Genomic DNA, 24,220 nt, shown 5'->3' with positions numbered 1-24,220 from the left:
CCCTTGCTGACGGGGAACCGGCGCCGGAGGCCTGAAGGCGTCACACGCTTACCCGCACCCCTACGACCCCCGCGTGCACCGCCCCCCAGGACTCGTAGCCGGTGGCCGGCACTGGAGGGTGTAGTCGGTGGGGGTGGTGCTCAGGTAGCGGCCCACGCAGGCGTTCGCCGTCGTGCGTCCGCGTTCGGCGCAGAAAGTCAGCGCCGCGCGTCCGTCGGCGAACGGGCCCGGGGCGTAGATCACCCAGTAGCCCGGTCTCAGTGAGGCGTAGTCGTCGCTGCGGACGAATACGGCCTCGGGCACGGACTCGCGGATCCGCGCGAGGCGCTGGTCGCGGACCGCGGTGCCTGTGGCGAGCGGTTCGGAGTGGAGCTGGGCGATCCAGCGGCCGTCCCCGGCCGGGGCGGAGGGCGAGGGCGCGGGAGGAGTCGGGGTCGCGCTGGGTGTTGGGGTCGGGCTCGGGGTCGCGGTGGGGTCGGCCGGAGCCGAGGAGGTCCTGTCGCCGTAGCCTCCCTGCGCACCGACGGTCTGCTTGCCGTCCTTCTTCCCGTCGTCGGGCGTGAACAGTGTGAGGGCGAGTGCCGTGACCAAGACGGTGGCCAGGACGGCCGCTACGACGGCGAGGAGGAACGGCCTACGGGTGCGGGGCTTACGGCCCGGCCTCGGCGTGTCCAGCCGCGTCGGCGTGGGGGACGGGGGCGGTGTCGCCGTCCGTGTCGGCTGCGCCCAGTTCGGGGTGGAGCCGGACTCGACCTGCGCGAGCAGTGCGTCCAGTTGCCCGGCACCGGGGCGCGCCGCCGGGTCACGCACCAGGAGGGCCTGCAGGACTGGGGCGAGGGGGCCGGAGCAGACGGGCGGGGGCACCGGGTCGTCGAGTACCGCGGCAAGCGTGGCCAGGGTCGTCTCGCGGCGCAGCGGACTGACACCTTCCACGCACACGTACAGGACGAGCCCCAGGGACCACAGGTCGGCCGCCGGGTCGTCGCCGTGGCCGCGGACGCGCTCGGGCGCCATGTACTCGGGAGAGCCGACGAGTTCGCCGGTGACCGTCAGCGCGCTCGCGCCCTGCAGGGCGGCGATGCCGAAGTCGGTGAGGACGGCGGTGCCGTCGGGGCGCAGCAGCACGTTGGCCGGCTTCACGTCCCGGTGCTGGATCCCCGCGGCGTGGGCGGCGCGCAAACCGGAGAGCAGCTGACGGCCGATGCGCGCCGCCTCCCCCGGCCCCAACGGCCCCTCCCTGAGCCGCTGTTGGAGCGAGACGCCCGGCACCAGCTCCATCACGATCCAGGGATGGGGATCCACCTCGACGATCTGGTGGATCGTCACCACATACTGGTTGCTGAGCCGCGCCAGGGCCCTCGCCTCGCGCATGACCCGCTCCCGCACGGCCTCGGACGCCTCGGCGTCCGGGCGTACGGCCTTGAGGGCGACGTCGCGGTGCAGCACGGTGTCCCGGGCCCGCCAGACCGTGCCCATGCCCCCGCTGCCGAGCCGTTCGATCAGCTCGAAGCGTCCGTCGACCATGTCCCCCGGTGCGTTCACCCGCCATAGATTAGGGCAGGAATCCGGACGACCGCGTGGTCATGCCTCTGATCCGCCCCGCTCCCGGTGGTGAAGATCGGCCGAGATGCGCCGGCGCGGGGAGCGTTCTGGCGCTCAGCGGCGAGGAGGGTTCCTGCGCGGCGCGATGACCGCGTTGGGCAGGCTCGGCGCGGGGAGGCGGTCGCCCGGGTAGCCCTCGACGGTGCCGAAGCGGTCGGAGGACGCCTCCCAGTCCTCCCGGGCGCGGACGATGTCCTCGTGACTGCGGCCGACGAAGTTCCACCACATGACGATCTCCTCGTCGAACGGGGTACCGCCGAGAAGCACCGTGCGAGCCGGGCCGTCCGACTCGTTCACCAGCGTCAGGGAGTCGACGCCGGGGTGGACATAGCCCAGCTCCGCCGGGCGCAGCGGCGTGTTGGCCACGCGGACGTCCCCGCTGTCGACGAGGAGGCCGTGCTCGAAGGCGGTGTCGACGGGCAGGGTGATCGCCGCGTGCGGCGCGAGGTTGATCTCCGCGCCGAGCAGGGGCGAGAAGGTTCGCACCGGCGAGGTGTCCCCGGCGAGCGACCCCAGGAAGACCCTGATCTCGGCGTCCTCGATCCGTACCGCTTCGGGCACGTAGTGCTGGAAGTCGCGCGCGGTGTTCCGGTGCTCTTCGGGCAGCGCCACCCACAACTGGACGCCGTGCAGAACGGTGGTGTCCGGGGTGGACACCTCCGTGTGAGCGATGCCGTACCCACCGGTCATCAGGTTCATCTCGCCGGGCCGGACGAAGGCGTGGCTGCCCAGGGTGTCGCGATGCTCGATCTCGCCGCTGAACAGCCAGCTCACCGTCTGCAGTCCGGTGTGGGGATGCGGGGCGACGTCCATGCCGCCCGTCCGGGAGACGTCGTCCGGACCGTAGTGGTCCGCGAAACACCAGGCCCCGATCAGCGTCCGGGCACGCTGCGGCAGCGTCCGCCGTACGGGCATCGCCCGTGGCCCGCCCAGGGGTACCTGCCGCGCGGAGAGCACGTCGACACGCGGCACCGCTGCGGGCTGCCGGTCGTCGACCAGTGCCCCGCACCGTACCTCCGAAGGCTCCGCTTCCACGTTGCTCATCGAGACCACCTTCCGCCCGCCGCCACGGTCAGCGACCGCGCGATTCCCGTTATGCGGCAAGTGTAATCGGTTGACAGTTCAACCATCTCGTTGGGTGGCCGCACTCGCCGGTATCGCGGTTGTCCCGCCCCTCGGCCGCACACCACCTTCACGTCACGCGCGCGGCGGTCGCCGAGCCCGCGGACGAGGACGCCGGCGCAGCCGTCCGGCTGGATGCTGGACAAGATCTCCCGCTCATCCTCGGGTGATCTTCCCTCCCGAGGGCTTGTCGGTCTTCCGAGGGCCCGCCGCTAGTGAGTCGAGGAGTACCAGCAGCTGGTCGATGACGGTACGGGAGGCGCCCGGCAGATCCAGGCCGTCCAGCCAGGCTCGGCCCGCGGCGGTGAGACAGGCGCCGGCCCGCTCCAGGCCGTGTTCGGCCAGCACTGCGTGGATGCGGTTGCGCAGCAGGGTGCGCAGGCCCACCAGGTGGAAGCGGTGCCGCAGCAGCGCGCGCTGCTGGCGGACATCCAGCGGGGCGATCCACGCCTCCGGCAGCAGATCCGCACGCAGCAGCTGGGCAAGAGTGGCGGCGTCGACCTTGTCGTTCTTGAGCCGGGCTGAGGCGATCGCCTTGCACCGGGAGGGGTGGACCAGGTGCGGGGCGAAGCCGTAGTCCTCCAGCATCTCCACCAGCCAGCCCCACCCGAACGCGGCCTCGAAAGCGACGGGCGCGCCGATCGGCAGATCCCCGATCACCCCCATAACGGGCTGGACACCGTCGGGCACGTTCCGGTTCACCTGCACCGAGCCGTCCTCGCCGACCACGGCGATCTGCGAGCGATTGCGGTGGACGTCAATACCCACGTAGACAGACATTGAGGGCCTCCTTCCCGAGTTCGCACTTACCCGGACAGTAGGTACCACCGGGCTGAGCAAGGAAGCGGGCCCGGCCCTCATAGGGTCAGGTCAGACTGATGGCCCTGATCGAGTGCGGCACCCACGCCCTTATCGACGCGGCCTTCGACTCGATTGCCCAATTCAGCGAGCACAAGCTCGCCCGCCGCCTTCTCGCCTCCCTGCGGCCCGGCATACTGCTGCTGGCCGACCGCAACTTCGCCGGCCACGAACTGTGGGGCCTGGTCGAAGCGACCGGCAGCCACCTCGCCTGGCGGATCAAGAAGAACCTCGTCCTGCCACCACTGTGGGTTCTGCCCGACGGCATACGAGCAGAATCTGCTTATGAGGGACAATGGAAGCGTGGGGCCGAGCACACGCCGCCCTCGCCGCACGCCGAACCAGGAGTCGCCGTTTTGCCCGAGCGCACCTCGTACGCCGCCCACCCCGACCTGCAAGCCGACTGCGGCTGCTGCTTCGGTTTGTGCTGCGTGGCGCTGCCCTTCTCTCGTTCGTCGGACTTCCCGGTGAACAAGTCCGCCGGCACACCCTGCGGAAACCTCCAAGAGGACTTCCGCTGCGGAATCCACAAGCGGCTGCGCGACAAGGGCTACAGCGGCTGCACGGTGTTCGACTGCTTCGGCGCTGGCCAGAAGGTCTCCCAGGTCACCTTCAAGGGCGTCAGCTGGCGAGAGGCGCCGGACTCGGCCCGCGCGATGTACGAAGTCTTCCCCGTCGTGCGCCAGCTCCAGGAGCTCCTGAAGTACACCGCGCAGGCCTTGGACCTGCCCTCGGCCCGGCCCGCGCACCGGGACCTGCGCCGCGCGTACGAACAGATCGACGCGCTCACCCGGGACACGGCCGAGACATTGCTCGCTGTCGACGTGGACGCGCTGCGCGGCGAAGTGAACCCACTGCTCCTGCGCGCCAGCGAACTGGCCCGTGCGGCGGTCCCGGGGCGCAAGAAGAACCACCGGGGCGCCAGCCTCATCGGCTCGCGGCTTCGCGGCGCGAATCTGCGCGGCGCCAGCATGCGCGGCGCCCTGCTCATCGCGGCCGACCTGTCCGACGCCGACCTGCGCGACGCCGACATGATCGGCGCGGACATGAGGGACACCAACCTGTGCGGGGCAGACCTGCGCGGCGCACTGTTCCTCACCCAGCCTCAGCTGAACGCCGCGCGGGGCGACGCCCGCACGAAGGTCCCCCACCCCTTGAAGCGCCCGTCACACTGGGCGGCCTGAAGCACTTCGAGGTGACCGGTCTCCAGGTCGCCGGCGGCCGTCTTCAACAAGGTGGTCACCCTGCCGGCCTCCTCCGGCACGACGAACCCGATCCGTCTCACTGATCCGCTGCGTGTGCTGCGCGACTTCCTTGGCGCGCGTGGCAAACGCGTGCGCCCTCTTTATCTGTGCGCCGGCTGGTACGCCGTGAGCGGCGCGCTGCTCACGGCCGCGGCGCTGCAGGCCGCTGTCGGTGTCGAGCTGTTCCACACCTTCGCGCTCCTCCACGATGACGTCATAGACCTCTCCGGAGCCCGGCACGATCGTCGCACCGCACAACGGCAGTTCACCGAACGAGGCCCGCGGCCACACGAGGCGCGGTTCGGAAAGAGCGCCGCGATCCTGCTGGGTGACCTGTGCGAGGCGTGGTCGGCGGAGCTGCTGGGTGACGCCGCGACGATCAAGCCGGCCCGCACGGCACTCGATGCAATGCGCTGCGACCGGGAATCCGCCGCCCACGGTGACCGTGCTCGGGCGGTCCGGTACGTTCGGGCAGTGGTCGGCGCTCATACGTCTCGCCCAGATCGCGGCCGGCTCCCGCTCGTTGATCCCCGGCGAGCGCTTCATCCATCGACGGGTTCGCGAGGTCGCCTGTCGGCTGATGCCGGACCACCCCCGTTACCGCCCATTTGGTACGGCCGGAAATCGCCCCTACAGTCGTGAATTCCTCAGAGCTACCCGAGGAATGACAACCGCACCTGCCTGTTGGTATTGCTGGTGTTTGTATCGACCAGGCACACCGACTGCCACGTCCCCAGTTCCAGCCGCCCGCCCACGACCGGCAGGGTCGCATGGGGCGGGACGATCGCCGGGAGAACGTGGTCCCGGCCGTGGCCGGGGCTGCCGTGCCGGTGCTGCCAGCGGTCGTCGGCGGGGAGCAGCGTGTGCAGGGCGGTGAGGAGGTCGTCGTCACTGCCGGCGCCTGTCTCGATGAGGGCGATTCCGGCGGTCGCGTGCGGGACGAAGACGTTGAGCAGGCCGTCACGGCCCGCGGCCACCTCCCCCAGGAAGGACTCGCAGTCACGGGTGAGATCGACGACCGTCTCCTCGGAGCCGGAGTAGACCGAAAGCAGTCGGGTGGTGAAGGCGTCTGACATGCTTCCCATCCTGACTCATCACGCCCCGGCGTCCTGACCGACCGGTGGGAAGATCCACGGCCGCAGCGCTGTTCGTAGAAGCGTGAACAACACGCGCGAGGTCGAGGTTGTCGTCATAGGTGCTGGTCAGGCCGGTCTGGCCGGCGCCTATCACCTGCGGCGGACCGGGTTCGAGCCGGACCGTGACTTCGTGGTGCTCGACCATTCCCCCGGTCCCGGTGGTGCCTGGCAGTTCCGGTGGCCCTCGCTGACGTACGGCAAGGTGCACGGCATGCACGCCCTGCCGGGGATGGAGCTTACGGGCGCCGATCCGGCTCGGCCGTCGTCCCAGGTCATCAAGGAGTACTTCGCCGCCTACGAGCGGGTGTTCGACCTGCGGGTGCGGCGCCCGGTCGACGTACGAGCCGTCCGGGAAGGCACCGGCGGGCGGCTGCTGGTCGAGACCTCTGCCGGGGACTGGGCCACGCGGGCGCTGATCAACGCGACCGGCACCTGGGACCGGCCGTTCTGGCCGCACTATCCGGGCCGGGAGAGCTTTCGCGGACGGCAGTTGCACACCGCCCGGTACCCCGGCCCGGAGGCGTTCGCCGGGCAGCGGGTGGTCGTGGTGGGTGGTGGCGCCTCCGGCACCCAGCATCTGCTGGAGATCGCCCCCTTCGCGGCCGCCACGACCTGGGTGACCCGCCGCCCGCCCGTCTTCCGCGAGGGACCCTTCGACGAGAACGCGGGACGCGCGGCGGTCGCCCTGGTCGAGGAGCGGGTGCGGCAGGGGCTGCCGCCGAGGAGTGTGGTCTCCGTCACCGGGCTGCCGCTGAACGACGCCATTCGGCAGGGCCTGGCGGACGGAGTACTGGACCGGCAGCCGATGTTCGACCGCATCACCCCGGACGGGGTGGAGTGGAAGGAGGGACGGCATGTCGACGCCGACGTCATCCTCTGGGCGACCGGCTTCCGTCCAGCCATCGAGCACCTTACGCCCCTGCGGCTGCGCGAGCCGGGCGGCGGGATCCGCGTGGACGGGACGCGCGCGGCCGCCGACCCACGGGTCCATCTCGTCGGCTACGGCCCGTCCGCCAGCACCATCGGCGCGAACCGGGCGGGCCGGTCGGCGGCGCGGGAGATCAGGCGGTTTCTGGCAGGGGCGACGGAGCCGGAGCCGGGAGAGCAACGCGAGCAGGAGGAATCGGTCGCCGCGTGATCCACACGTCTTTACGGGACATCCGGCCACCCCGCCCACCAGCAGGGCCGGTCGTGGTGTCCCGTCGTCTCAGCGGGACGCGCTCGGGCTCCGCTGCTGGGCGTTGAACTCGCTGACGTTGCGCTGATGCTGGGCGAAGTCGGCGGTGAAGCGGGTGTCGCCCGGCTTGACCGTGACGAAGTACAGCCAGTTCCCCGGCGTCGGGGTGATCGCGGCGCGTACCGCCTGCTCTCCGGGGTTGTCGATGGGCGTGGGCGGCAGGCCCATGCGCTGGTAGGAGTTGTAGGGGCTGTTGATGCGTGTGTCCTGCAGCGTCGTCCTGAGCGTGCTGCGGTTCAGGGCGTAGTTGATGGTGGAGTCCATCTGGAGCGGCATGCCGCGCTCCAGTCGGTTGAAGATGACCCGGGCGACCTTCCCCATGTCGGCCTTGGTCGCTGCCTCGGCCTGGACGATGCTCGCGATGGTGACCGCCTGATAGACGTTCATGGCATTGCGCTGCGCACCGGCGGCGATCGGCGCTCCGTTGAACTTGTCGTTGGCGGTGTCGACCATCGTGGCCAGCATCTTCTCCGGCGTCGCCCCCTTGGGCACCGGATAGGTCGCCGGGAAGAGATAGCCCTCCGGGTTGCCCCCGGCGTCGTTCGGCAGTTTCAGGTGGGCTCCGGGAACGGCCTTCTTCGTCGTACCGGACGGCAGGCGGAGCGCCTTGTCGACGGCGGCGTAGACCTGTTCCGCACGCCAGCCCTCGGGGATGACCAGGGTGGCCGGCTTGGCCGGCTTCTCCTCGGCTCGCAGGATCAGCAGCGGCACCGCCACGGCGGTGCCTGCTACGACGGCTCCGGCCGCGACGAGGGCGATACGGCCCCGGCGCGTCAGTCGAATCGTGCGAGTCGTGCTCCGTGGCGGAGTGTTCATCTGCATGCGGGCACGGTAACCCGTATATCACCACAAACCCGGCATATCTTCATCTAGTCGGCTCCAGTTGGGCGTCCCGGCGGACCAGCGCCGCGTATCTCCCGTCCAGTTCCAGCAGTTCCTCGTGCGTCCCGCGCTCGACCGCCCTGCCGGAGTCCAGGACGAGGATCTGGTCGGCGCTGCGGACAGTGGACAGCCGGTGCGCGATCGTGAGCGTCGTCCGGTTGGCCGACAGGGCGTCGATCGCCTCCTGGACGGCATGCTCGGTGCGGGTGTCCAGGGCGCTCGTCGCCTCGTCGAGAATCAGCACGGGCGGGTCGCGCAGGATGGTGCGGGCGATGGCCAGGCGCTGCTTCTCGCCGCCGGAGAAGCGGTGACCGCGCTCGCCGACCACCGTGTCGTAGCCATCGGGCAGGGCGGCGATGTGGTCGTGGATCTGGGCCGCCCGGGCTGCCGCGTGCAGTTCCTCGTCGGTGGCGTCGGGCTTGGCGAAGCGCAGATTGTCGGCAACGGAGGCATGGAAGAGGTACGTCTCCTGCGAGACGACGCCGACCGCCCGCGCGAGGGTGTCGAAGTCGAGGTCACGGACGTCGACCCCGTCGAGGGTCACACGGCCACCCGTGACGTCGTAGAGCCGCGGCACGAGGTAGCCCAGCGTGGACTTTCCGGCGCCGGTCGGACCGACGATCGCGAGGCTGCCGCCGGCCGGGACGGTGAGGTCGATACCGTCGAGGATCGGCGTGCCCTTGCCGTCGTACCGGAACTCGACACCCTCGAAACGGACCTCTCCCTCGACGCGGTCGAGATGGGTCGGGCGTTCCCTTTCGGTGATGTCGACGGGCAGGTCCAGATACTCGAAGATGCGCTGGAACAGAGCCAGTGACGTCTGGATCTGGACGCCCGTGCTCAGCAGGCTGACCGTCGGGCGGAACAGTCCCTGCTGGAGCGAGACGAAGGCGACGATCGTGCCGATGGAGACACCGGGGCCGCCGAGGTGGAGAGCGACGCCGGCGGTCCAGTAGATGACAGCGGGCATGGCGGCCATGACGATCGTGATGACGGCCATCCGCCAGCGGCCGGCCATGTTGGACCGCACTTCCAGATCGACCAGCCGGTCCGACTCGTCCGCGAAGGATCGCGTGAGCGACTCGGCGCGGCCCATCGTGCGGCCGAGCAGAATGCCGCTGACCGAGAGCGACTCGGTGACCGTCGCCGCCATCGTGGCCATCTGCTTCTGGCGCCGAGTGGTGATCTTTCTGCGTTCGTCACCGACCCGGCGGCTGATCCACACGAACACCGGCAGCAGGACCAGCGAGACGACGGTCAGCCGCCAGTCGAGGGCGAGCATCGCGACGACGGTGGCGACGACGCTGGTGAAGTTGGAGACCAGGGAGGTGGCGGTGGATGTGACGGTCGCCTGCATACCACCGATGTCGTTGGCGATGCGGGACTGGACCTCGCCGGTCCGGGTGCGGGTGAAGAAGGCGAGCGACATGCGCTGCAGGCGGCCGTAGACCGCTGTGCGCAGGTCGTGCATGACACGCTGGCCGACCGTGGTGGAGATGAGCGTCTGAAGGACTCCGAAGACGCTGGTCAGCACGGCGCTGAGGATCATGCCGAGGGCCAGCAGGGTGAGCAGGCCGGTGCGGCCCTCGGGGATCGCGGTGTCGAGGATCGCCTTCAGGAGGAAGGGCGTGGCGACCGAGACGACCGACGCGGCGGCGACAAGCAGACCCACCACGGCGAGGCGGCCTCGGTACGGGCGGAAGAGCTTCAGGATGCGGCGCACCTGCCGCGGCTGCTCGTTGCTGTCGGCCGGCGGCGTCCAGACGGGTTCGTGGTCGGGCTTCATGGGCTCCTGCGTGGGTGGGTCGAAGCTGACTGAGTGGAGCGTAGCTCATTGTTACCTATACTCACAATGAATGCCATCCTGATATCGTTCCCCCATGACCATGCCCGATCCCGACGGACTGCTCGCGGAACAGTTGCTGCGGCTCACCCGCCGGGTGCACCGGATCCAGAAACGCCATCTCCAGCAGCGTGTCCTCGGCATCACCCCCGCCCAGTCCCGCCTCCTGCGCACGCTCGCGGAGTACGACGCACCGCCCCGCATGGCCGATCTGGCGGGGCGGCTGGAGGTCGTACCCAGGGCCGTGACGACGCTGGTCGACGGGCTTGAGGCGAACGGCCAGGTGCGCAGGGCGCCGGATCCGGCCAACCGCCGGGTGATCCGGATCGAGCTCACGGACGAGGGACGCGAGACGCTGCGCGAGCTGCACGGGGCGCGGAGGTCGGCGGCGGAGGAGATCCTGGCGCCGCTGACGGATGTGGAGCGGCGGGTGCTGGGGACTCTGCTGGACACACTGGTCGACGGTGGGCGGGGTGGGGAAGGGCAGTGCTGAATCCTTTTCCCCGGACGAAGGACCGCACGCCGCCCTCGTGAAGTGACGTCGGCGCGCGGCTCTTTCCGTGCCGTTGATGCGACGGGATCCTCGTCGGCCTGTGCCGGCGCGACCTCTCCGTCGGCCGCTCGGTGACCGGGGACGTCTCTGACCGGGACCTCGCCGTCGGCCCGAGCGCGGGGGCTGAAACCCGTGACGTCCTCTGTCCGGCCTTCTGACGGCCCCTGAGGCAGGGGGCGGCGCGAGGGAGGCCGGGCGGTAACCGGTTCTGTGCGGCGGGTCGGAAAACCGCTTGCCCCCTACCAGGTTATGGCGCGAGCCTTTCACGGCTTGGTGCCGGCATGCCCCGGACCGTGCGTGCCGCCCACTCCGCCCTGTGTCGACTCGGCACCGTGGCTGCCCCTCCCATTCCCTCCTGTCCCCACCTCCGCCCCACACGCCCCACACGCCGTACCCGCCCTCCGCCCCTCCGCCCTCCGCCCTCCGCCCTCCGCCAGACATGAGCCACTGGGACGTCATGCAGATTCAAGACCTTCCGTATCCCGACCCTGGCGTGCCGGACGTGCGTTCGGGGCCACGCTTCCTGTGGTGGCTTGGCCGGAACCAGCTGCGCGGTCAGCTGATCGCACTGGCCTGGGGCCTGGTGCACTTCCTGTCGGTCTCCTCGCTGCCGTTCTGCGTCGGCTTCGCCGTGCAGGCCGTGGTCGACGGCTCCGGTGGGCGGCTCGCCCTCGCCGGTGGGCTGATGGTGCTGGCCTGCGCCGGCAACGCCCTCGGCGACACCTTCCTGCACCGGGCCGCCGTCACCAACTGGATCACCGCGGCCGCCCGGGTGCAGCAACTCCTGGCCCGCAAGGCCGCGCATCTGGGTTCCGCGCTGACACGACGGGTCGCGGCCGGCGAGGTCGTTGCCGTCTCCACGGGCGACGTCGAGAAGATCGGCTGGTTCGTGGAGGCCGTATCCCGCTTCACCGCGGCGGCCGTCACGATCGTGCTGGTCTGTGTCGGCCTCGTCGTCTACCAGCCGGCGCTCGGCGCCGTCGTGGCTGTCGGCCTGCCCGTGCTGGCGCTGGCCGTACTGCCGCTGCTCCCCCGAGCGACCCGGCGGGCGGACTTCCAGCGCGAGAAGGCAGGTTACGCGACCGAGCTCGCCTCGGACACCGTCGCCGGACTGCGCGTCCTGCGTGGCATCGGCGGTGAGGAACTGTTCCTCGACCGCTACCGCCGTGCCTCCCAGGAGGTCCGTCACGCGGCCGTGCGCAGCGCCCGGATGTGGTCGCTGATCTCGGCGATCCAGGTGCTGCTGCCCGGCCTGCTGCTGACCGCGGTCGTCTGGTACGGCGTCCATCTGGCCCGGCAGGGCCGGATCACCGTCGGCGAACTCGTCACCGTCTACAGCTCGGTCATGCTCCTCACCTACCCATTGCGGCACTTCGAAGAGATCGCGATGGCCTACTCCTTCTCCCGGCCCTCGGCCGAACGGGCGGCGCGCGTGCTGTCGCTCGAGCGGGTCACGGATGCCGAGGGGGAGCGCGAGGGCTCGGCCGAGACATCCGGCGCGGGCGCGCGCACCGGCTCGCTCGGCCATGCGGACCGAGGCGCCTTGCCCTCCGGGGACCTGTACGACCCGGAGACGGGGCTGCTCGCGCCGTCCGGCCGGTTCACCGCCGTGGTGTGCGGCGACCCTGACGCGGCGGGGCGGCTGGCCGAGCGTCTCGGCGGGCATCCCTCAGAGGCGGGTACGCCGGTACTGCTCGGCGGCGTTCCGCTGGACGCACTGCCGCTGGACCGCGCCAGGACGGCCGTTCTGGTCCAGGACAAGGATCCCGTGCTGCTGTCGGGCTCCCTGCGCGAACTGCTCGACGTCCCCGCGTCCGGAGACGTCCGCGCGGAGGAAGCACTGGCGGCCGCGCAGTGCGAGGACGTACTGGCGGCACTCGTGCAGGGCTCGCTCGACGCCGACGACCCGATGGACGCCCGGATCACCGAACGCGGGCGTTCCCTCTCCGGCGGCCAGCGCCAGCGGCTCGCCCTCGCCCGATCGCTGATCACCGACCCTGAGGTGCTCGTCCTGGACGAGCCGACGTCCGCCGTCGACTCCCACACCGAGGCGCGGATCGCGGGTGGCGTGCGCGATCTGCGGGCGGGGAGCGCCCCCGGCGTACGACCCGGCGGCCCCTACGACGGCGCACACCCTGCCTGTCGGCGCCCCCGCGACGGTACGCGCCTACGTGGCCGAACTGTTCCGCCGTCACCGCACGGCCTTCCTGCTCCTCATGACCGTCAACACGGTCGCCGTGATCGCCTCCATGGTGGGCCCCTACCTGCTGGGCGGACTCGTCGAGCGGGTGTCGGACGGGGCGCGCGAGGTGCGTCTGGGGCTCACCGTGGCGTTCTTCCTGCTCTCGCTGGTCGTGCAGGCCGTATTCGTGCGTGAGGTGCGGCTGCGCGGCGCGATGCTCGGCGAGCGGATGCTGGCCGACCTGCGCGAGGACTTCCTGGTGCGATCGGTCGGGCTGCCGCCGGGAGTCCTGGAGCGGGCCGGGACGGGTGACCTGCTGTCCCGGATCACCACCGACATCGACCGGCTCGCCAATGCCATGCGCGAGGCGGTGCCCCAGCTGGCGATCGGTGCGGTGTGGGTGGCTCTGCTGCTGGGTGGCCTGGTCGTCACCGCACCCCCGCTGGCGGCCGCCGTACTACTGGCCCTGCCGTTGCTCGTGGTCGGGTGCCGCTGGTACTTCCGGCGGGCGCCGGCGGCCTACCGTTCGGAGGCCGCCGGCTACGCCGCCGTGGCCGCCGCGCTCGCCGAGACCGTGGACGCGGGCCGCACCGTCGAGGCACACCGGCTCGGCGCCCGCCGGGTGGAACTGTCCGAGCGCCGGATCAAGGAATGGACCGCCTGGGAGCGTTACACGCTCTGGCTGCGGTCGGTGCTGTTTCCGGTCATCAATGTCACTCATGTGACCGTGCTCGCTTCCGTCCTGATGGTCGGCGGGGTGTTCGTGCTCAAGGGCTGGCTCGGCGTCGGGCAGCTCACCACGGGCGCACTGATCGCACAGATGCTCGTCGACCCGGTCGGTCTGATCCTGCGCTGGTACGACGAGCTGCAGGTCGCCCAGGTGTCGCTGGCCCGGCTCGTCGGGGTCCGCGACATCGAGCCGGACACCGGGGACTCGGCCCTGGCGCCCGACGGCCGGGACGTGCACGCCGACCGGGTGCACTTCGGATACGTCGAGGGCGTCGACGTACTGCGCAAGGTGTCCCTTGAGGTTGCCCCCGGCACCCGGCTGGCGCTGGTGGGCCCCTCCGGCGCCGGCAAGTCGACATTGGGACGGCTGCTCGCGGGGATCTACGCACCGCGGGAAGGCCGGATCACCCTCGGCGGCGCGGAGCTGTCCCGCATGCCCGCGGAGCGCGTCCGTTCGCACGTGGCCCTCGTCAACCAGGAGCACCACGTCTTCGTCGGCTCCCTGCGCGACAACCTGCTGCTGGCCCGCAGCGACGCCGTCGACGCCGAGCTGTGGGCGGCCCTCGGGGCGGTCGACGCCGACGGGTGGGCCCGTGCGCTGGACAAGGGACTGGAGACCGAGGTCGGCTCGGGCGGACTCGCGCTCACCCCGGCACAGGCTCAGCAGATCGCGCTGGCCAGGCTGGTGCTGGCCGACCCGCACACGCTGGTCCTGGACGAGGCGACGTCCCTCCTCGACCCGCGTGCGGCACGTCACCTGGAACGCTCCCTTGCCCGTGTCCTCGACGGCCGCACCGTCGTCGCCATCGCCCACCGCCTGCACACCGCCCACGACGCCGACGTGATCGCCGTGGTCGAGAACGGCCGCATCAGCGAGCTGGGCAGCCATGGGGATCTGGTCGCGGCGGACGGTGCCTACGCGGCGCTGTGGCGGTCGTGGCATGGGTGAGGCATGAGGGATGAGGGATGAGGGTGAAGGGTTGGGGGTGAAAGATTGGGGAGGACGGGTTGGGGGTGACGGCCGGCGGCACGCGGCACCTCGGGAGACGGCGAGGGAAAGCATGTGGCCGCATCTGGAGCCAGGGCCCCCCCACGGTGCCTCGCCCGCTCCCGGCGCATCCTTCGCACGCCCGTCACCCGCCGACCTGCCCGTCCCCGCCGAAGCGCCGTCCCTCAGCCGCCACCGGCTGCTCTGCTCTCCAGCCGAAGCACCCTGCCTCCCCCGCGACCGGCTGCTCTCCCACCAGCCGAAGCGCCCTGCTGCGCGAGTACGAGCTGCCGCGCGACCTGGACCGGCTCGGCACCCCGCGGTGGACGCGCTCCCCGTGGTCACCGGCCGCACGGACGCGGTCGGCGGCCCAGTGGCGTCGCCCGCGACCGGCTCGACTCCTCACCAGCGGAAGCGCCCCGCGCTGCGGGCATCCCCTGGTCCGCCCTCGCCGCCCGGTGACCCGCCCGCTGTCGGTGCCTGTGCCGTTGCGCAGGGGCGAACAGGGGTGGAAGGCTGGAAAGCGGCGCAGGCTCGGGGAGCGCCGGCGAAGTGCGCGGTAGCGCGTTGGGCGCAGTCTGTGTCCCCGGCACCGGCGGCACGCCGCCGACCGTGGCCGGAGCGGCCCCGTCCTCACCACCTGGAGGTACCCGTGAACAGCGCCGACGGATGGGGAGACGACGTCTACCAGCCCGACGGATCCGAGCAGCAGGAGGACACAGGGCTGCTCGACGGTGAGGACACCCTCGAGTACGACGGTGTCAGGGACCCCCTGGACCGGGGCTGGTCCCCCCCGGAGCGTCCGTGGGCGGTGGAGCACACCGGCGTGACGGCGGCGGAGCGGGCGAGAGGCGAGACGCTGGACGAGCGGCTGGCCGAAGAACTGCCCGATCCCCCCGTACCCGAAGGGGACGGCCTCGGCGATGCCGACGGCACCGACGGGGAACTTCTGGACAACGAGGTCGGCGCCGCCCGGTCCGGGCGGCTCGTCGCCCCTGACGAGGGTGCGCACGAGGACGACGAGTCCGCGCTGATCGCCACGGACGTCGGCATCGACGGCGCGGCCGCCTCCGCCGAGGAGGCCGCCGTCCACATCGTCGACGAGGACGCGCTGTCCGGCTGAGCCCGTGCACATCGCCCGCCCGGCGCTCATGCCCGCGTCGCCCATGCCATGCCCCCTCCGCACGAGGAGCAGCCATGCAGCAGGACAAGCACCCCGACTACCACCCGGTCGTCTTCCGCGACCGCTCCGCCGGGTACGCCTTTCTGACCCGGTCCACCGCCACCAGCGACCAGACCATCGAATGGGACGACGGCGAGACCTACCCCGTCGTGGATGTGGAGATCTCCTCGGAGAGCCACCCGTTCTACACCGGCAAGGCCCGCACGGTGGACACGGAAGGCCGCGTCGCCCGCTTCGAACGCCGATACGGGGAAGAGACCCGTCAAAGCTCCGACTGACGCCGCGCGCCGGGCGGGATCTCAGATCACGTTGAGGGCCGCCGCGCCGCCCACTCCCCCGAGCACCATGAACGTCGGCATGAGTACCTTGAGCTCCACCCAGCTGCCCGCCCGGAACCGCATGGCCTTCGGCGGCCCGAGCGGGTACCAGCGCTTGCGGCCCACCGGAATCGGCCAGAGTATCGGGCACCCCGAGACGGTGAGCGCGTCCCCGATGTCGTGTACCAGCGCGCCGAGCACGATCGGCAGTCCCAGCCAGAGGTACTCCTGGCCCGGCTCCGTGAACAGCCAGTCCGCGCCGTTGCCCGGCTGGTCCAGAACACCGGCGATGATCCAGGCGCTCGTGGCCGCCAGCAGCCACACCAGGACATCGGCGCTGGCCCCTCGGGTCGCCCGCCACAGCAGGCCCTCGATGGCCAGCACCAGATGCACGAAGAGGATCGCCAGCACCGCCCAGCGCCCGCCGGTGATCGCCAGCACCGAGGCGCCCACGCCGATCAGGACCGCCCACAGCCAGGTGTGCGTGAGTGTGCGGTGTCCGCCGGAGCGACGCGGGTCGCCCGGCTTCTTCGTGGCCTTGTAGACGGCGTACGAGAGCTTGTCGACGACCTCGCAGAGCCAGCGCGACAGCGGACCGAAGGAGCGTGAGATGGTGGCGGCCTTGTGGTCGAGGTCGGGGGCGAGCGCGGCGCCGGCACAGATCAGCGCGCCGCACAGGAGGACCGGCCAGGGCATCCCATGCCCTGCCGCGGTGGCGGCGGCTCCGACGCCGAGCCAGGCCGCGGCGCCCGAGAGAGAGTGTGCTGGTCCCATCATTGCCGCTGCCCGCCCCATTCCTCGTGCGCCGCTGTCCAGTTGACTTGATGCGCTGACGTCGTGTCGGCGACACAGCGTAGCGTTCGCGATCTTCATGCGGGCATCCGATTCCCGCATCGGCCAGGAGGCCAGGCAAGATGGGGGCGTGACCCTCATCGATCAGCTGCCGCAGACCGCCGACCCCGACGCCCTCTACGAAGCCTTCGAGTCGTGGGCGCAGGAGCGCGGTCTCACGCTCTACCCCCACCAGGAGGAGGCGCTGATCGAGGTGGTCTCCGGCGCGAACGTGATCGTGTCGACGCCCACCGGCTCCGGCAAGAGCATGATCGCCGCGGGCGCCCACTTCGCCGCCCTGGCCCGGGACGAGGTCACCTTCTACACGGCTCCGATCAAGGCGCTGGTCTCGGAGAAGTTCTTCGAGCTGTGCAAGCTGTTCGGCACCGAGAACGTCGGCATGCTCACCGGCGACGCCTCCGTGAACGCCGACGCCCCGGTCATCTGCTGCACCGCCGAGGTGCTGGCCTCGATCGCGCTGCGCGACGGAAGGCACGCGGACATCGGCCAGGTCGTCATGGACGAGTTCCACTTCTACGCGGAGCCCGACCGCGGCTGGGCCTGGCAGATCCCGCTCCTCGAACTGCCGCAGGCGCAGTTCGTCCTCATGTCGGCCACCCTCGGTGACGTCTCGATGTTCGAGAAGGACCTCACCCGGCGTACCGGCCGGCCGACCTCGGTGGTCCGCTCGGCGACCCGTCCGGTACCGCTGTCCTACGAGTACCGGCGTACCCCACTCACCGAGACGCTGACGGAGCTGCTGGACACCAGGCAGGCACCCGTCTACATCGTGCACTTCACTCAGGCCCAGGCGGTGGAGCGGGCGCAGGCGCTGATGAGCATCAACATGTGCTCGCGTGAGGAGAAGGACCAGATCGCCGAGCTGATCGGCAACTTCCGCTTCACCACCAAGTTCGGCCGCAACCTTTCCCGTTATGTCCGGCACGGCATCGGTGTGCATCACGCCGGCATGCTGCCCAAGTACCGCCGCCTGGTGGAGAAACTCGCCCAGGCCGGACTGCTGAAGGTCATCTGCGGCACGGACACCCTGGGCGTCGGCGTCAACGTGCCCATCCGCACCGTGCTGTTCACCGCCCTGACCAAGTACGACGGCAGTCGGGTGCGCACGCTGCGCGCACGTGAGTTCCACCAGATCGCCGGGCGCGCCGGGCGGGCGGGCTTCGACACGGCCGGCTTCGTGGTCGCCCAGGCTCCCGAGCACGTCATCGAGAACGAGAAGGCGCTCGCCAAGGCGGGGGACGACCCGAAGAAGCGCCGGAAGGTCGTCCGCAAGAAGGCGCCGGAGGGTTTCGTCGCCTGGAGCGAGGACACCTTCGACAAGCTCATCGCCTCCGAGCCTGAGCCGCTGACGTCCCGCTTCCGGGTCACGCACACCATGCTGCTGTCGGTGATCGCCCGGCCCGGCAACGCCTTCGAGGCCATGCGGCACCTCCTGGAGGACAACCACGAGCCGCGCCGGCAGCAGCTGCGGCACATCCGGCGCGCGATCGCCATCTACCGCTCGCTGTTGGACGGCGGCATCGTCGAGAAGCTGGACAAGCCGGACGGCGAGGGCCGCATCGTCCGTCTCACCGTCGACCTTCAGCAGGACTTCGCGCTCAACCAGCCACTGTCCACCTTCGCGCTCGCGGCGTTCGAGCTGCTGGACCCCGAGTCGCCGTCCTACGCCCTGGACATGGTGTCCGTCGTCGAGTCCACGCTGGACGACCCACGGCAGATCCTCGCCGCCCAGCAGAACAAGGCGCGTGGTGAGGCCGTGGCGGCGATGAAGGCGGACGGCGTCGAGTACGAGGAGCGCATGGAGCGTCTCCAGGACATCTCCTATCCGAAGCCGCTGGAGGAACTGCTCTTCCACGCCTACAGCACATACCGAAAGAGTCACCCATGGGTCGGCGACCATCCGCTGTCGCCGAAGTCCGTGATCCGGGACATGTACGAACGGGCGATGTCCTTCACGGAGTTGGTGTCCTTCTACGAGCTGGCCCGGACCGAGGGCATCGTGCTGCGCTATCTGGCCGGCGCGTACAAGGCCCTTGAGCACAACATCCCGGACGACCTCAAGTCCGAGGACCTCCAGGACCTGATCGAGTGGCTCGGCGAGATGGTGCGCCAGGTCGACTCCAGCCTGCTGGACGAGTGGGAGCAACTGGCCAATCCGGAGGAGATGACCGCAGAGGAGGCCCAGGAGAAGGCCGACCAGGTCAAGCCGGTCACCTCCAACGCGCGTGCCTTCCGGGTTCTGGTCCGCAACGCCATGTTCCGCCGGGTCGAGCTCGCCGCCCTCGACCAGGTGGCCGAGCTGGGCGATATGGACGCCGAGTCCGGCTGGGACGCCGACGCCTGGGGCGAGGTGATGGACAAGTACTGGGACGAGTACGACGACCTCGGCACCGGCCCCGACGCGCGCGGCCCCAAGCTGCTGCTGATCGAGGAGGAGCCGGAGCACGGGTTGTGGCGCGTCCGGCAGATCTTCGACGACCCCGACAGCGATCACGACTGGGGCATCAGCGCCGAGATCGATCTTGCGGCCTCCGACGCCGAAGGCCGTGCCGTGGTCCGCGTCACCGACGTCGGCCAGTTGTGAGTTCAGGAGACGGAAAGCCATGACAAACCCGGCCGAGAGGCTTGTCGATCTGCTGGACCTGGAGCAGATCGAGGTCAACATCTTCCGCGGCCGCAGCCCCGAGGAGTCGCTGCAGCGAGTCTTCGGTGGCCAGGTGGCCGGCCAGGCGCTGGTAGCCGCCGGGCGCACCACGGAGGGAGACCGGCCGGTGCACTCGCTGCACGCGTACTTCCTGCGCCCTGGGCGGCCCGGCGTGCCGATCGTGTACCAGGTCGAGCGGGTCCGGGACGGGCGGTCGTTCACGACGCGCCGGGTCACGGCCGTGCAGCAGGGCCGAACGATCTTCAATCTCACCGCCTCCTTTCACAAGCCTGAGGAAGGGAGCTTCGAGCACCAGTTGCCGCCGGCCCGCGAGGTACCGGACCCGGAGTCCCTGCCGACCGTCGTCGAGGAGATCCGGAAGCAGCTGGGCGCGTTGCCGGAGCAGCTGGAGCGGATGGCGCGCCGCCAGCCCTTCGACATCCGGTACGTGGACCGGTTGCGCTGGACGCCGGAAGAGGTCAAGGGCGCCGAGCCGCGCAGCGCCGTGTGGATGCGTGCGGTCGGGCCGCTGGGCGACGACCCACTGGTGCACACCTGCGCCCTGACCTACGCCAGCGACATGACCCTGCTCGACGCCGTGCGCATCCCGGTCGAGCCTCTGTGGGGTCCACGCGGCTTCGACATGGCGTCGCTCGACCACGCGATGTGGTTCCACCGGCCGTTCCGCGCGGACGAGTGGTTCCTGTACGACCAGGAGTCACCGATCGCGACCGGCGGGCGAGGGCTCGCCCGCGGACGGATCTACGACCTGAAGGGCCGCCTTCTGGTGTCGGTCGTCCAGGAAGGACTGTTCAGGGCGTTGTAGCGATTGTTCAGGGCGTTGCGGGGAAGACCGCGCGGGCGCCGGAGTCGTTCACAAGCTTCTGCGGCGAAGGCGGTCCAGAAGGCCACGGGGGCGCTTCGGCTCGGGTACCGGCTCGTGTGCGTGCGTGTCCGGCCGGGGTTCGGGCGTGCGCGCCTCGGGACGCCGGTCGAGTGGCGTCCGGCAGGGGGCGGAGTGCGCCGCAGAGACGGCAGCAGATGGGCGGCGCGAGACCGACAGGCACCGCGCATGGTGTGTGCGTTCCGCACCACGCACGCCTCCGCCTCCGGCCCTGCGCTCCGCACGAGGTGCCGGGCGCGGTGCCGGGCGCGGTGCCGGGCGGTGGGCGCGGGCCTCGTCCAGCACATGGGCGAGGTCGGCCCGCAGCCAGCTGATCTCGTCCGGGTCGTCGGCCGTCATGATCCGCTCGGCCAGCTGGGCCGACGGTGACCCCGGCGCGCCGTGTGTGGGTGGCCCCGGACGGAACCGGTGCACGTGGGCACGCTCGTAGGGATCCTTGACGATCTCCGCGATCTGAACGGGATCCAGCAGCGCCGCCAGGGCCCCGGCGCGCTCCCAGGGATCCGCGGCCTGGCGCAAGAGGAATCCCAGATGCCGTCCCCTCCAGTTGCGGGCGCGCAGGTCCACTCCGTCCCGCAGTCGAACCCGCGGCCCCTCGGGCAGCACACGGCCCTTCACCAGCGACCCGTTCTGCTCGTCGGCCGCGAACTGCCTGACCTCCTCGGCCAGATAGAGCCAGACGAGCGTCCGATAACGGTTCACGTAGAACGCGACCGGCACCAGCAGCCCGAGCCGGGCCAGCCGCGTGAACCGGTCGCCCGTCACGTCCATGAGGCGTGCGGCCTCATTCGTGCTCACGCTCCGCACCCGTTCGAGGAGCGCCTCGGGAAAGCCGTCCTGCGAGCGCAACCTCTCGATCTCGGCGCGGGCGACGCGGCGCCCTCCGCCGCCTTCGTCGGGCAGCGTGCGGATCCGTCCGAGGTTCACCGCGAGATCGAACTCGCGTCGCTTCAGTCCCAGTTCGCGAGCGGCACGGCTCGGCGTGCACGTGAGGACGTCCGGCTGGGTGACGGTGTTGCCTGACATGGCGTCTCTCCCCCGTGGAGTCGTGATCGGATCTGCTCACGCTCCGTGCGCTTGCAGTCACATCACCGTAGCCGTTCCGGGCGATCACGCGGCAACCCTGTGGACAACTTTGCGGAGGTCGAAGAAGGAGCAGGTCAGAGCTCTGTGGATGGGAAGCGCTCAGGCTGTCGGGCGTCCACGCCGAGGTGCTCACCCACGCGGTTGACGAGCAGCGTCATCTCGTAGGCGCTCTGGCCGATGTCTGCTTCCGCGGCACTGAGTACGCACAGACAGCTGCCGCTGCCGGCCGCCGTGACGAACAGCACCGCGTCGTCGAACTCCACCATCGTCTGGCGCACCTGACCGGCGCCGAAGTGACGGCCCGACCCCTTGGCCAGGCTGTGCAGTCCGGAGGCGACCGCCGCGAGATGTTCGGCGTCCTCGCGCCTCAGTCCCGTGCTCGCGCCTGTCACCAGTCCGTCGTTGGACAGGACGAGTGCGTGCCGCACATGTTCCACGCGCTCGGTCAAGTCGTCCAGCAACCAGCCCAGTCCTTTGTGCACCATGATGGCGATCTCCCCGTGTGACGACTCCCCCTGGTCGGAGGATCTCTCCGCCAGCCTTCACCACGTCCGGCTGACGGGCAAGCAGGATGGGGGCATGGCACAGAAGATGACTGACACGGAATGGCGGGCCTTTGTCTCGCAGGGCACGCGCACCGCAAAGCTGTCGACCGTCAGGGCTGACGGGCGCCCCCACGTGGCCCCGATCTGGTTCCTGCTCGACGGGGACGAGGTGGTGTTCAACACCTCAAAGGAGAGCGTGAAGGGGCGCAATCTGGCCCGGGACGGGCGGGTCGCCCTCTGCGTGGACGACGACCGCCCGCCGTTCGACTTCGTCGTCCTGCAGGGACGCGCCCAGCTCTCCGAGGAACTCGGCGAACTCCGGCGCTGGGCCACCCTGATCGCGGCTCGGTACATGGGCGAGGAGAACGCCGAGGAGGTCGGAGCGCGCAACGGCCAGCCGGGAGAACTCCTGGTCAGGGTCACGATCGACAAGGTCCTGGCGCAGAAGGCCGTAGCAGGCTGAAGCCCCCGGAGACCGATCACCCCGGCAGACCGATCAGCTCACGGAGTCGAGCAGCCGGGCGGTGTGGATCCGCCCGGCGTACTCGACGAGCCGGATCAGCACCTCCTTCCCCGAGTCGCGGTCGCGTGCGTCGCAGAGCACGACAGGGGTCCCCCGGTCGAGGTCCAGTGCGCGGCAGACGTCCTGTGCTCCGTAGGCGCGGGCACCGGTGAAGCAGTTGACGGCCACCACGAAGGGGATGTGCCGGTGCTCGAAGTAGTCCACAGCCGGGAAGCAGTCCTCCAGGCGGCGGGTGTCGGCCAGGACGACCGCTCCCAGCGCCCCCTGCGAGAGTTCGTCCCACAGGAACCAGAAGCGGTCCTGTCCTGGTGTGCCGAACAGGTACAGGGAGAGGCCGGAGCGGATGGTGATGCGGCCGAAGTCCATGGCGACCGTGGTCGTGACCTTGTGGTCCACGCCGTCGGTGTCGTCCACCAACTGACCCGCCTCGCTCAGCAGTTCCTCGGTGCGCAGGGGCCTGATCTCGCTGACCGCGCCCACGAGGGTGGTCTTGCCCACGCCGAATCCACCGGCGACCAGTATCTTCAACGCCAGGGCGGTGGACTCGCCCTCGGTGGCGTCGGACGTCTCGGAGACCATCGATCACTTCTCTCGGGAGTGCCGGCAAGGGTCGACGTCGGTACGCGCGTGCCGCGCCGGGGCACGGCGTCCGCGCACGGCTTCGGTGCACGTGTGCGAAGTCAGCATCATGGCAACGGCCGGTCTCCGCGGGGCGCCGGGACCGCTCTTTGTTCGATGTGACCGATTCGGGCGCGTTGCGCGCCCACATGGGTGCGGAAGTCGGCCGTCTCTGCGGCCGTACGCGCGCGGGTCGTCGTGAACGTTCATCTACAGCGCCCGCAGTCCGTCGATGACCTCGCGCAGAATCCGTTCGTCGGGCAGCTGCGCAGGCGGTACGGGTCGGCTCACGGTGACGCGGCCGAGTTCCAGGAGGTCGCCGAGGAGGACACGGACGACGCCGACGGGCAGGTCTGCGCCCGCGGCGAGTTCGGCGACCGACTGGGTTTCCGTACGGCACAGGTCGACAAGGGCCTGGTGCTCGGGGCCCAGAGCGGGGTCGTCGTCGAGGTGGGGAGCCCCCGGGTCGAGCGTGACCAGGGCGATGAGATCGAAGGCCACTCCGGTGGGGCCGGGCTTGGTGCGGCCGCCGGTCATGGCGTAGGGCCGGACGAGCGGGCCTGCCTCGCCGTCGTACCACTGGCTGCCCTGCTCCTGCGGGGTGCCCTTGAAGTCCTCGGTCATCTGTGCGGATCGCCTTGCCTCATCCGGCGGCGGGCGGCCGCGCGTTCATGCGCGGTGCCGTGTAGAGGTGCTCGCCGACCCGCTTGACCAGCCGTGCCATCTCGTACGCCACCAGGCCTATGTCGGCGGTGACGGCGGTGAGGACGGCCAGGCAGGAGCCGTCTCCGGCGGCGGCCACGAACAGGAAGGCGTCGTCCATCTCCACCATGGTCTGGCGCACGCCCCCGGCGCCGAAGTGCCGGCCGGCACCTTTGGCCAGGCTGTGGAAACCGGAGGCGACGGCGGCGAGATGTTCGGCGTCCTCACGGCCGAGCCCGGTCGAGGCGCCGACAGCGAGTCCGTCGTTGGAGAGCACCACGGCGTGCCGTACCTCGTGCACGCGCAGTACCAGGTCGTCCAGCAACCAGTCGAGTTCGCCGGAGCGCTGAGCTGCTCTCATGCCGGGATCCTGGATCATGCGGGGTCCTTAAGAATGTGAGGCGGTCCGGGAGGACCGGGTGTGGCTGATGCGGTGGTTGCCTGAAATGGCTCTAGGAGAATGGCCGCCC

22 protein-coding genes and 1 pseudogene are annotated in these 24,220 nt (G+C 70.4%); 11 read left to right on the top strand and 12 right to left on the bottom strand.

The window, feature by feature from the left end; genetic code table 11:
* Nucleotides 1–60: 60 nt before the first annotated feature.
* The 3 genes from ACGF8A_RS30450 to ACGF8A_RS30440 form a co-directional block, all read right to left on the bottom strand.
* Nucleotides 61–1,542: a serine/threonine-protein kinase gene (locus tag ACGF8A_RS30450; RefSeq protein ID WP_393113451.1), complete on the bottom strand. Its 1,482-nt coding sequence runs from the start codon at nucleotides 1,540–1,542 to the stop codon at nucleotides 61–63.
* Nucleotides 1,543–1,656: 114 nt separating this feature from the next.
* Nucleotides 1,657–2,646, bottom strand: coding sequence for a pirin family protein (locus ACGF8A_RS30445; RefSeq protein WP_393113449.1), 990 nt, complete (start codon nucleotides 2,644–2,646; stop codon nucleotides 1,657–1,659).
* Between the two features lie 234 nt (nucleotides 2,647–2,880).
* On the bottom strand, nucleotides 2,881–3,504 hold the full coding sequence (locus tag ACGF8A_RS30440) for a transposase (RefSeq protein ID WP_393113448.1): 624 nt from the start codon (nucleotides 3,502–3,504) through the stop codon (nucleotides 2,881–2,883).
* A 434-nt stretch (nucleotides 3,505–3,938) separates the two neighbouring features.
* Between ACGF8A_RS30440 and ACGF8A_RS30435 the strand changes: the two genes are divergently transcribed.
* Both ACGF8A_RS30435 and ACGF8A_RS30430 read left to right on the top strand, forming a co-directional pair.
* Nucleotides 3,939–4,766: a pentapeptide repeat-containing protein gene (locus tag ACGF8A_RS30435; RefSeq protein WP_393113509.1), complete on the top strand. Its 828-nt coding sequence runs from the start codon at nucleotides 3,939–3,941 to the stop codon at nucleotides 4,764–4,766.
* A 51-nt stretch (nucleotides 4,767–4,817) separates the two neighbouring features.
* Nucleotides 4,818–5,468, top strand: a complete 651-nt coding sequence (locus ACGF8A_RS30430) for a polyprenyl synthetase family protein (RefSeq protein ID WP_393113446.1) — start codon at nucleotides 4,818–4,820, stop codon at nucleotides 5,466–5,468.
* Between the two features lie 11 nt (nucleotides 5,469–5,479).
* Here ACGF8A_RS30430 and ACGF8A_RS30425 read toward each other — a convergent pair whose 3' ends face one another.
* Nucleotides 5,480–5,902, bottom strand: a complete 423-nt coding sequence (locus tag ACGF8A_RS30425; RefSeq protein ID WP_393113445.1) for a YjbQ family protein — start codon at nucleotides 5,900–5,902, stop codon at nucleotides 5,480–5,482.
* A gap of 82 nt (nucleotides 5,903–5,984) precedes the next feature.
* Between ACGF8A_RS30425 and ACGF8A_RS30420 the strand changes: the two genes are divergently transcribed.
* Complete coding sequence (locus ACGF8A_RS30420; protein ID WP_393113444.1) at nucleotides 5,985–7,100, top strand: NAD(P)-binding domain-containing protein; 1,116 nt, start codon at nucleotides 5,985–5,987, stop codon at nucleotides 7,098–7,100.
* 69 nt (nucleotides 7,101–7,169) lie between these two features.
* On the opposite strand, the gene mltG is transcribed toward ACGF8A_RS30420, so the two are convergent.
* Nucleotides 7,170–8,021, bottom strand: a complete 852-nt coding sequence (mltG, locus tag ACGF8A_RS30415; protein ID WP_393113443.1) for an endolytic transglycosylase MltG — start codon at nucleotides 8,019–8,021, stop codon at nucleotides 7,170–7,172.
* Between the two features lie 43 nt (nucleotides 8,022–8,064).
* Complete coding sequence (locus ACGF8A_RS30410) at nucleotides 8,065–9,867, bottom strand: ABC transporter ATP-binding protein (RefSeq protein WP_393113442.1); 1,803 nt, start codon at nucleotides 9,865–9,867, stop codon at nucleotides 8,065–8,067.
* A 94-nt stretch (nucleotides 9,868–9,961) separates the two neighbouring features.
* Here ACGF8A_RS30410 and ACGF8A_RS30405 point away from each other — a divergent pair, with 94 nt between their 5' ends.
* From ACGF8A_RS30405 to ACGF8A_RS30385, 5 genes and pseudogenes are all read left to right on the top strand, one after another.
* Entirely contained in the window at nucleotides 9,962–10,417 is a 456-nt protein-coding gene (locus ACGF8A_RS30405) for a MarR family winged helix-turn-helix transcriptional regulator (protein WP_393113441.1), read from the top strand.
* Between the two features lie 517 nt (nucleotides 10,418–10,934).
* A pseudogene (locus ACGF8A_RS30400) lies at nucleotides 10,935–12,596 on the top strand (ABC transporter transmembrane domain-containing protein); the annotation flags it as partial.
* Nucleotides 12,553–14,337 carry an ABC transporter ATP-binding protein gene (locus ACGF8A_RS30395; RefSeq protein ID WP_393113508.1) on the top strand — a complete coding sequence of 595 codons (1,785 nt, stop codon included), beginning with the start codon at nucleotides 12,553–12,555 and terminating at the stop codon, nucleotides 14,335–14,337. The pseudogene ACGF8A_RS30400 and the gene ACGF8A_RS30395, both read left to right, overlap by 44 nt.
* Nucleotides 14,338–15,028: 691 nt before the next feature.
* On the top strand, nucleotides 15,029–15,499 hold the full coding sequence (locus ACGF8A_RS30390; protein ID WP_393113440.1) for a DUF5709 domain-containing protein: 471 nt from the start codon (nucleotides 15,029–15,031) through the stop codon (nucleotides 15,497–15,499).
* Nucleotides 15,500–15,573: 74 nt separating this feature from the next.
* Nucleotides 15,574–15,837 (top strand): type B 50S ribosomal protein L31, encoded by a 264-nt coding sequence (locus tag ACGF8A_RS30385; RefSeq protein WP_393113439.1) that lies wholly within the window; start codon nucleotides 15,574–15,576, stop codon nucleotides 15,835–15,837.
* Between the two features lie 21 nt (nucleotides 15,838–15,858).
* On the opposite strand, the gene ACGF8A_RS30380 is transcribed toward ACGF8A_RS30385, so the two are convergent.
* Nucleotides 15,859–16,653, bottom strand: coding sequence for a metal-dependent hydrolase (locus ACGF8A_RS30380; RefSeq protein WP_393113438.1), 795 nt, complete (start codon nucleotides 16,651–16,653; stop codon nucleotides 15,859–15,861).
* Between the two features lie 145 nt (nucleotides 16,654–16,798).
* Here ACGF8A_RS30380 and ACGF8A_RS30375 point away from each other — a divergent pair, with 145 nt between their 5' ends.
* Nucleotides 16,799–19,312: a DEAD/DEAH box helicase gene (locus ACGF8A_RS30375; RefSeq protein WP_393113437.1), complete on the top strand. Its 2,514-nt coding sequence runs from the start codon at nucleotides 16,799–16,801 to the stop codon at nucleotides 19,310–19,312.
* A gap of 19 nt (nucleotides 19,313–19,331) precedes the next feature.
* Nucleotides 19,332–20,198: an acyl-CoA thioesterase gene (locus tag ACGF8A_RS30370; protein WP_393113436.1), complete on the top strand. Its 867-nt coding sequence runs from the start codon at nucleotides 19,332–19,334 to the stop codon at nucleotides 20,196–20,198.
* A 48-nt stretch (nucleotides 20,199–20,246) separates the two neighbouring features.
* Here ACGF8A_RS30370 and ACGF8A_RS30365 read toward each other — a convergent pair whose 3' ends face one another.
* On the bottom strand, nucleotides 20,247–21,302 hold the full coding sequence (locus ACGF8A_RS30365; RefSeq protein WP_393113435.1) for a DUF6397 family protein: 1,056 nt from the start codon (nucleotides 21,300–21,302) through the stop codon (nucleotides 20,247–20,249).
* A gap of 134 nt (nucleotides 21,303–21,436) precedes the next feature.
* Nucleotides 21,437–21,847, bottom strand: a complete 411-nt coding sequence (locus tag ACGF8A_RS30360) for a roadblock/LC7 domain-containing protein (protein WP_393113434.1) — start codon at nucleotides 21,845–21,847, stop codon at nucleotides 21,437–21,439.
* Nucleotides 21,848–21,941: 94 nt separating this feature from the next.
* On the opposite strand from ACGF8A_RS30360, the gene ACGF8A_RS30355 reads away from it, so the two are divergent.
* Nucleotides 21,942–22,370, top strand: coding sequence for a PPOX class F420-dependent oxidoreductase (locus ACGF8A_RS30355; protein WP_393113433.1), 429 nt, complete (start codon nucleotides 21,942–21,944; stop codon nucleotides 22,368–22,370).
* Nucleotides 22,371–22,403: 33 nt separating this feature from the next.
* Here the strand turns inward: ACGF8A_RS30355 and ACGF8A_RS30350 are convergent, their stop codons facing one another.
* From ACGF8A_RS30350 to ACGF8A_RS30340, 3 genes are all read right to left on the bottom strand, one after another.
* Entirely contained in the window at nucleotides 22,404–23,009 is a 606-nt protein-coding gene (locus ACGF8A_RS30350) for an ATP/GTP-binding protein (RefSeq protein WP_393113432.1), read from the bottom strand.
* A gap of 249 nt (nucleotides 23,010–23,258) precedes the next feature.
* Nucleotides 23,259–23,672 carry a DUF742 domain-containing protein gene (locus ACGF8A_RS30345; protein WP_393113431.1) on the bottom strand — a complete coding sequence of 138 codons (414 nt, stop codon included), beginning with the start codon at nucleotides 23,670–23,672 and terminating at the stop codon, nucleotides 23,259–23,261.
* A 19-nt stretch (nucleotides 23,673–23,691) separates the two neighbouring features.
* Entirely contained in the window at nucleotides 23,692–24,129 is a 438-nt protein-coding gene (locus ACGF8A_RS30340; RefSeq protein ID WP_393113430.1) for a roadblock/LC7 domain-containing protein, read from the bottom strand.
* Nucleotides 24,130–24,220 lie beyond the last annotated feature (91 nt).

It is taken from the genome of Streptomyces sp. NPDC047706 (assembly GCF_043204795.1).
In the GTDB taxonomy this organism is placed as follows: Bacteria; Actinomycetota; Actinomycetes; order Streptomycetales; family Streptomycetaceae; genus Streptomyces.
This window is presented reverse-complemented; position numbering and strand designations above follow the sequence as displayed.

Excerpts from the sequence above, each read along its gene's own strand:
- ACGF8A_RS30355 (WP_393113433.1), top strand. The coding sequence starts at position 21,942 with ATGGCACAGAAGATGACTGACACGGAATGGCGGGCCTTTGTCTCGCAG.
- ACGF8A_RS30440 (WP_393113448.1), bottom strand. The coding sequence starts at position 3,504 with ATGTCTGTCTACGTGGGTATTGACGTCCACCGCAATCGCTCGCAGATC.
- ACGF8A_RS30405 (WP_393113441.1), top strand. The coding sequence starts at position 9,962 with ATGACCATGCCCGATCCCGACGGACTGCTCGCGGAACAGTTGCTGCGG.
- ACGF8A_RS30350 (WP_393113432.1), bottom strand. The coding sequence starts at position 23,009 with ATGGTCTCCGAGACGTCCGACGCCACCGAGGGCGAGTCCACCGCCCTG.
- ACGF8A_RS30345 (WP_393113431.1), bottom strand. The coding sequence starts at position 23,672 with ATGACCGAGGACTTCAAGGGCACCCCGCAGGAGCAGGGCAGCCAGTGG.
- ACGF8A_RS30380 (WP_393113438.1), bottom strand. The coding sequence starts at position 16,653 with ATGATGGGACCAGCACACTCTCTCTCGGGCGCCGCGGCCTGGCTCGGC.
- ACGF8A_RS30340 (WP_393113430.1), bottom strand. The coding sequence starts at position 24,129 with ATGATCCAGGATCCCGGCATGAGAGCAGCTCAGCGCTCCGGCGAACTC.
- ACGF8A_RS30410 (WP_393113442.1), bottom strand. The coding sequence starts at position 9,867 with ATGAAGCCCGACCACGAACCCGTCTGGACGCCGCCGGCCGACAGCAAC.
- ACGF8A_RS30370 (WP_393113436.1), top strand. The coding sequence starts at position 19,332 with ATGACAAACCCGGCCGAGAGGCTTGTCGATCTGCTGGACCTGGAGCAG.
- mltG (WP_393113443.1), bottom strand. The coding sequence starts at position 8,021 with ATGCAGATGAACACTCCGCCACGGAGCACGACTCGCACGATTCGACTG.
- ACGF8A_RS30385 (WP_393113439.1), top strand. The coding sequence starts at position 15,574 with ATGCAGCAGGACAAGCACCCCGACTACCACCCGGTCGTCTTCCGCGAC.
- ACGF8A_RS30445 (WP_393113449.1), bottom strand. The coding sequence starts at position 2,646 with ATGAGCAACGTGGAAGCGGAGCCTTCGGAGGTACGGTGCGGGGCACTG.
- ACGF8A_RS30365 (WP_393113435.1), bottom strand. The coding sequence starts at position 21,302 with ATGTCAGGCAACACCGTCACCCAGCCGGACGTCCTCACGTGCACGCCG.
- ACGF8A_RS30425 (WP_393113445.1), bottom strand. The coding sequence starts at position 5,902 with ATGTCAGACGCCTTCACCACCCGACTGCTTTCGGTCTACTCCGGCTCC.
- ACGF8A_RS30360 (WP_393113434.1), bottom strand. The coding sequence starts at position 21,847 with ATGGTGCACAAAGGACTGGGCTGGTTGCTGGACGACTTGACCGAGCGC.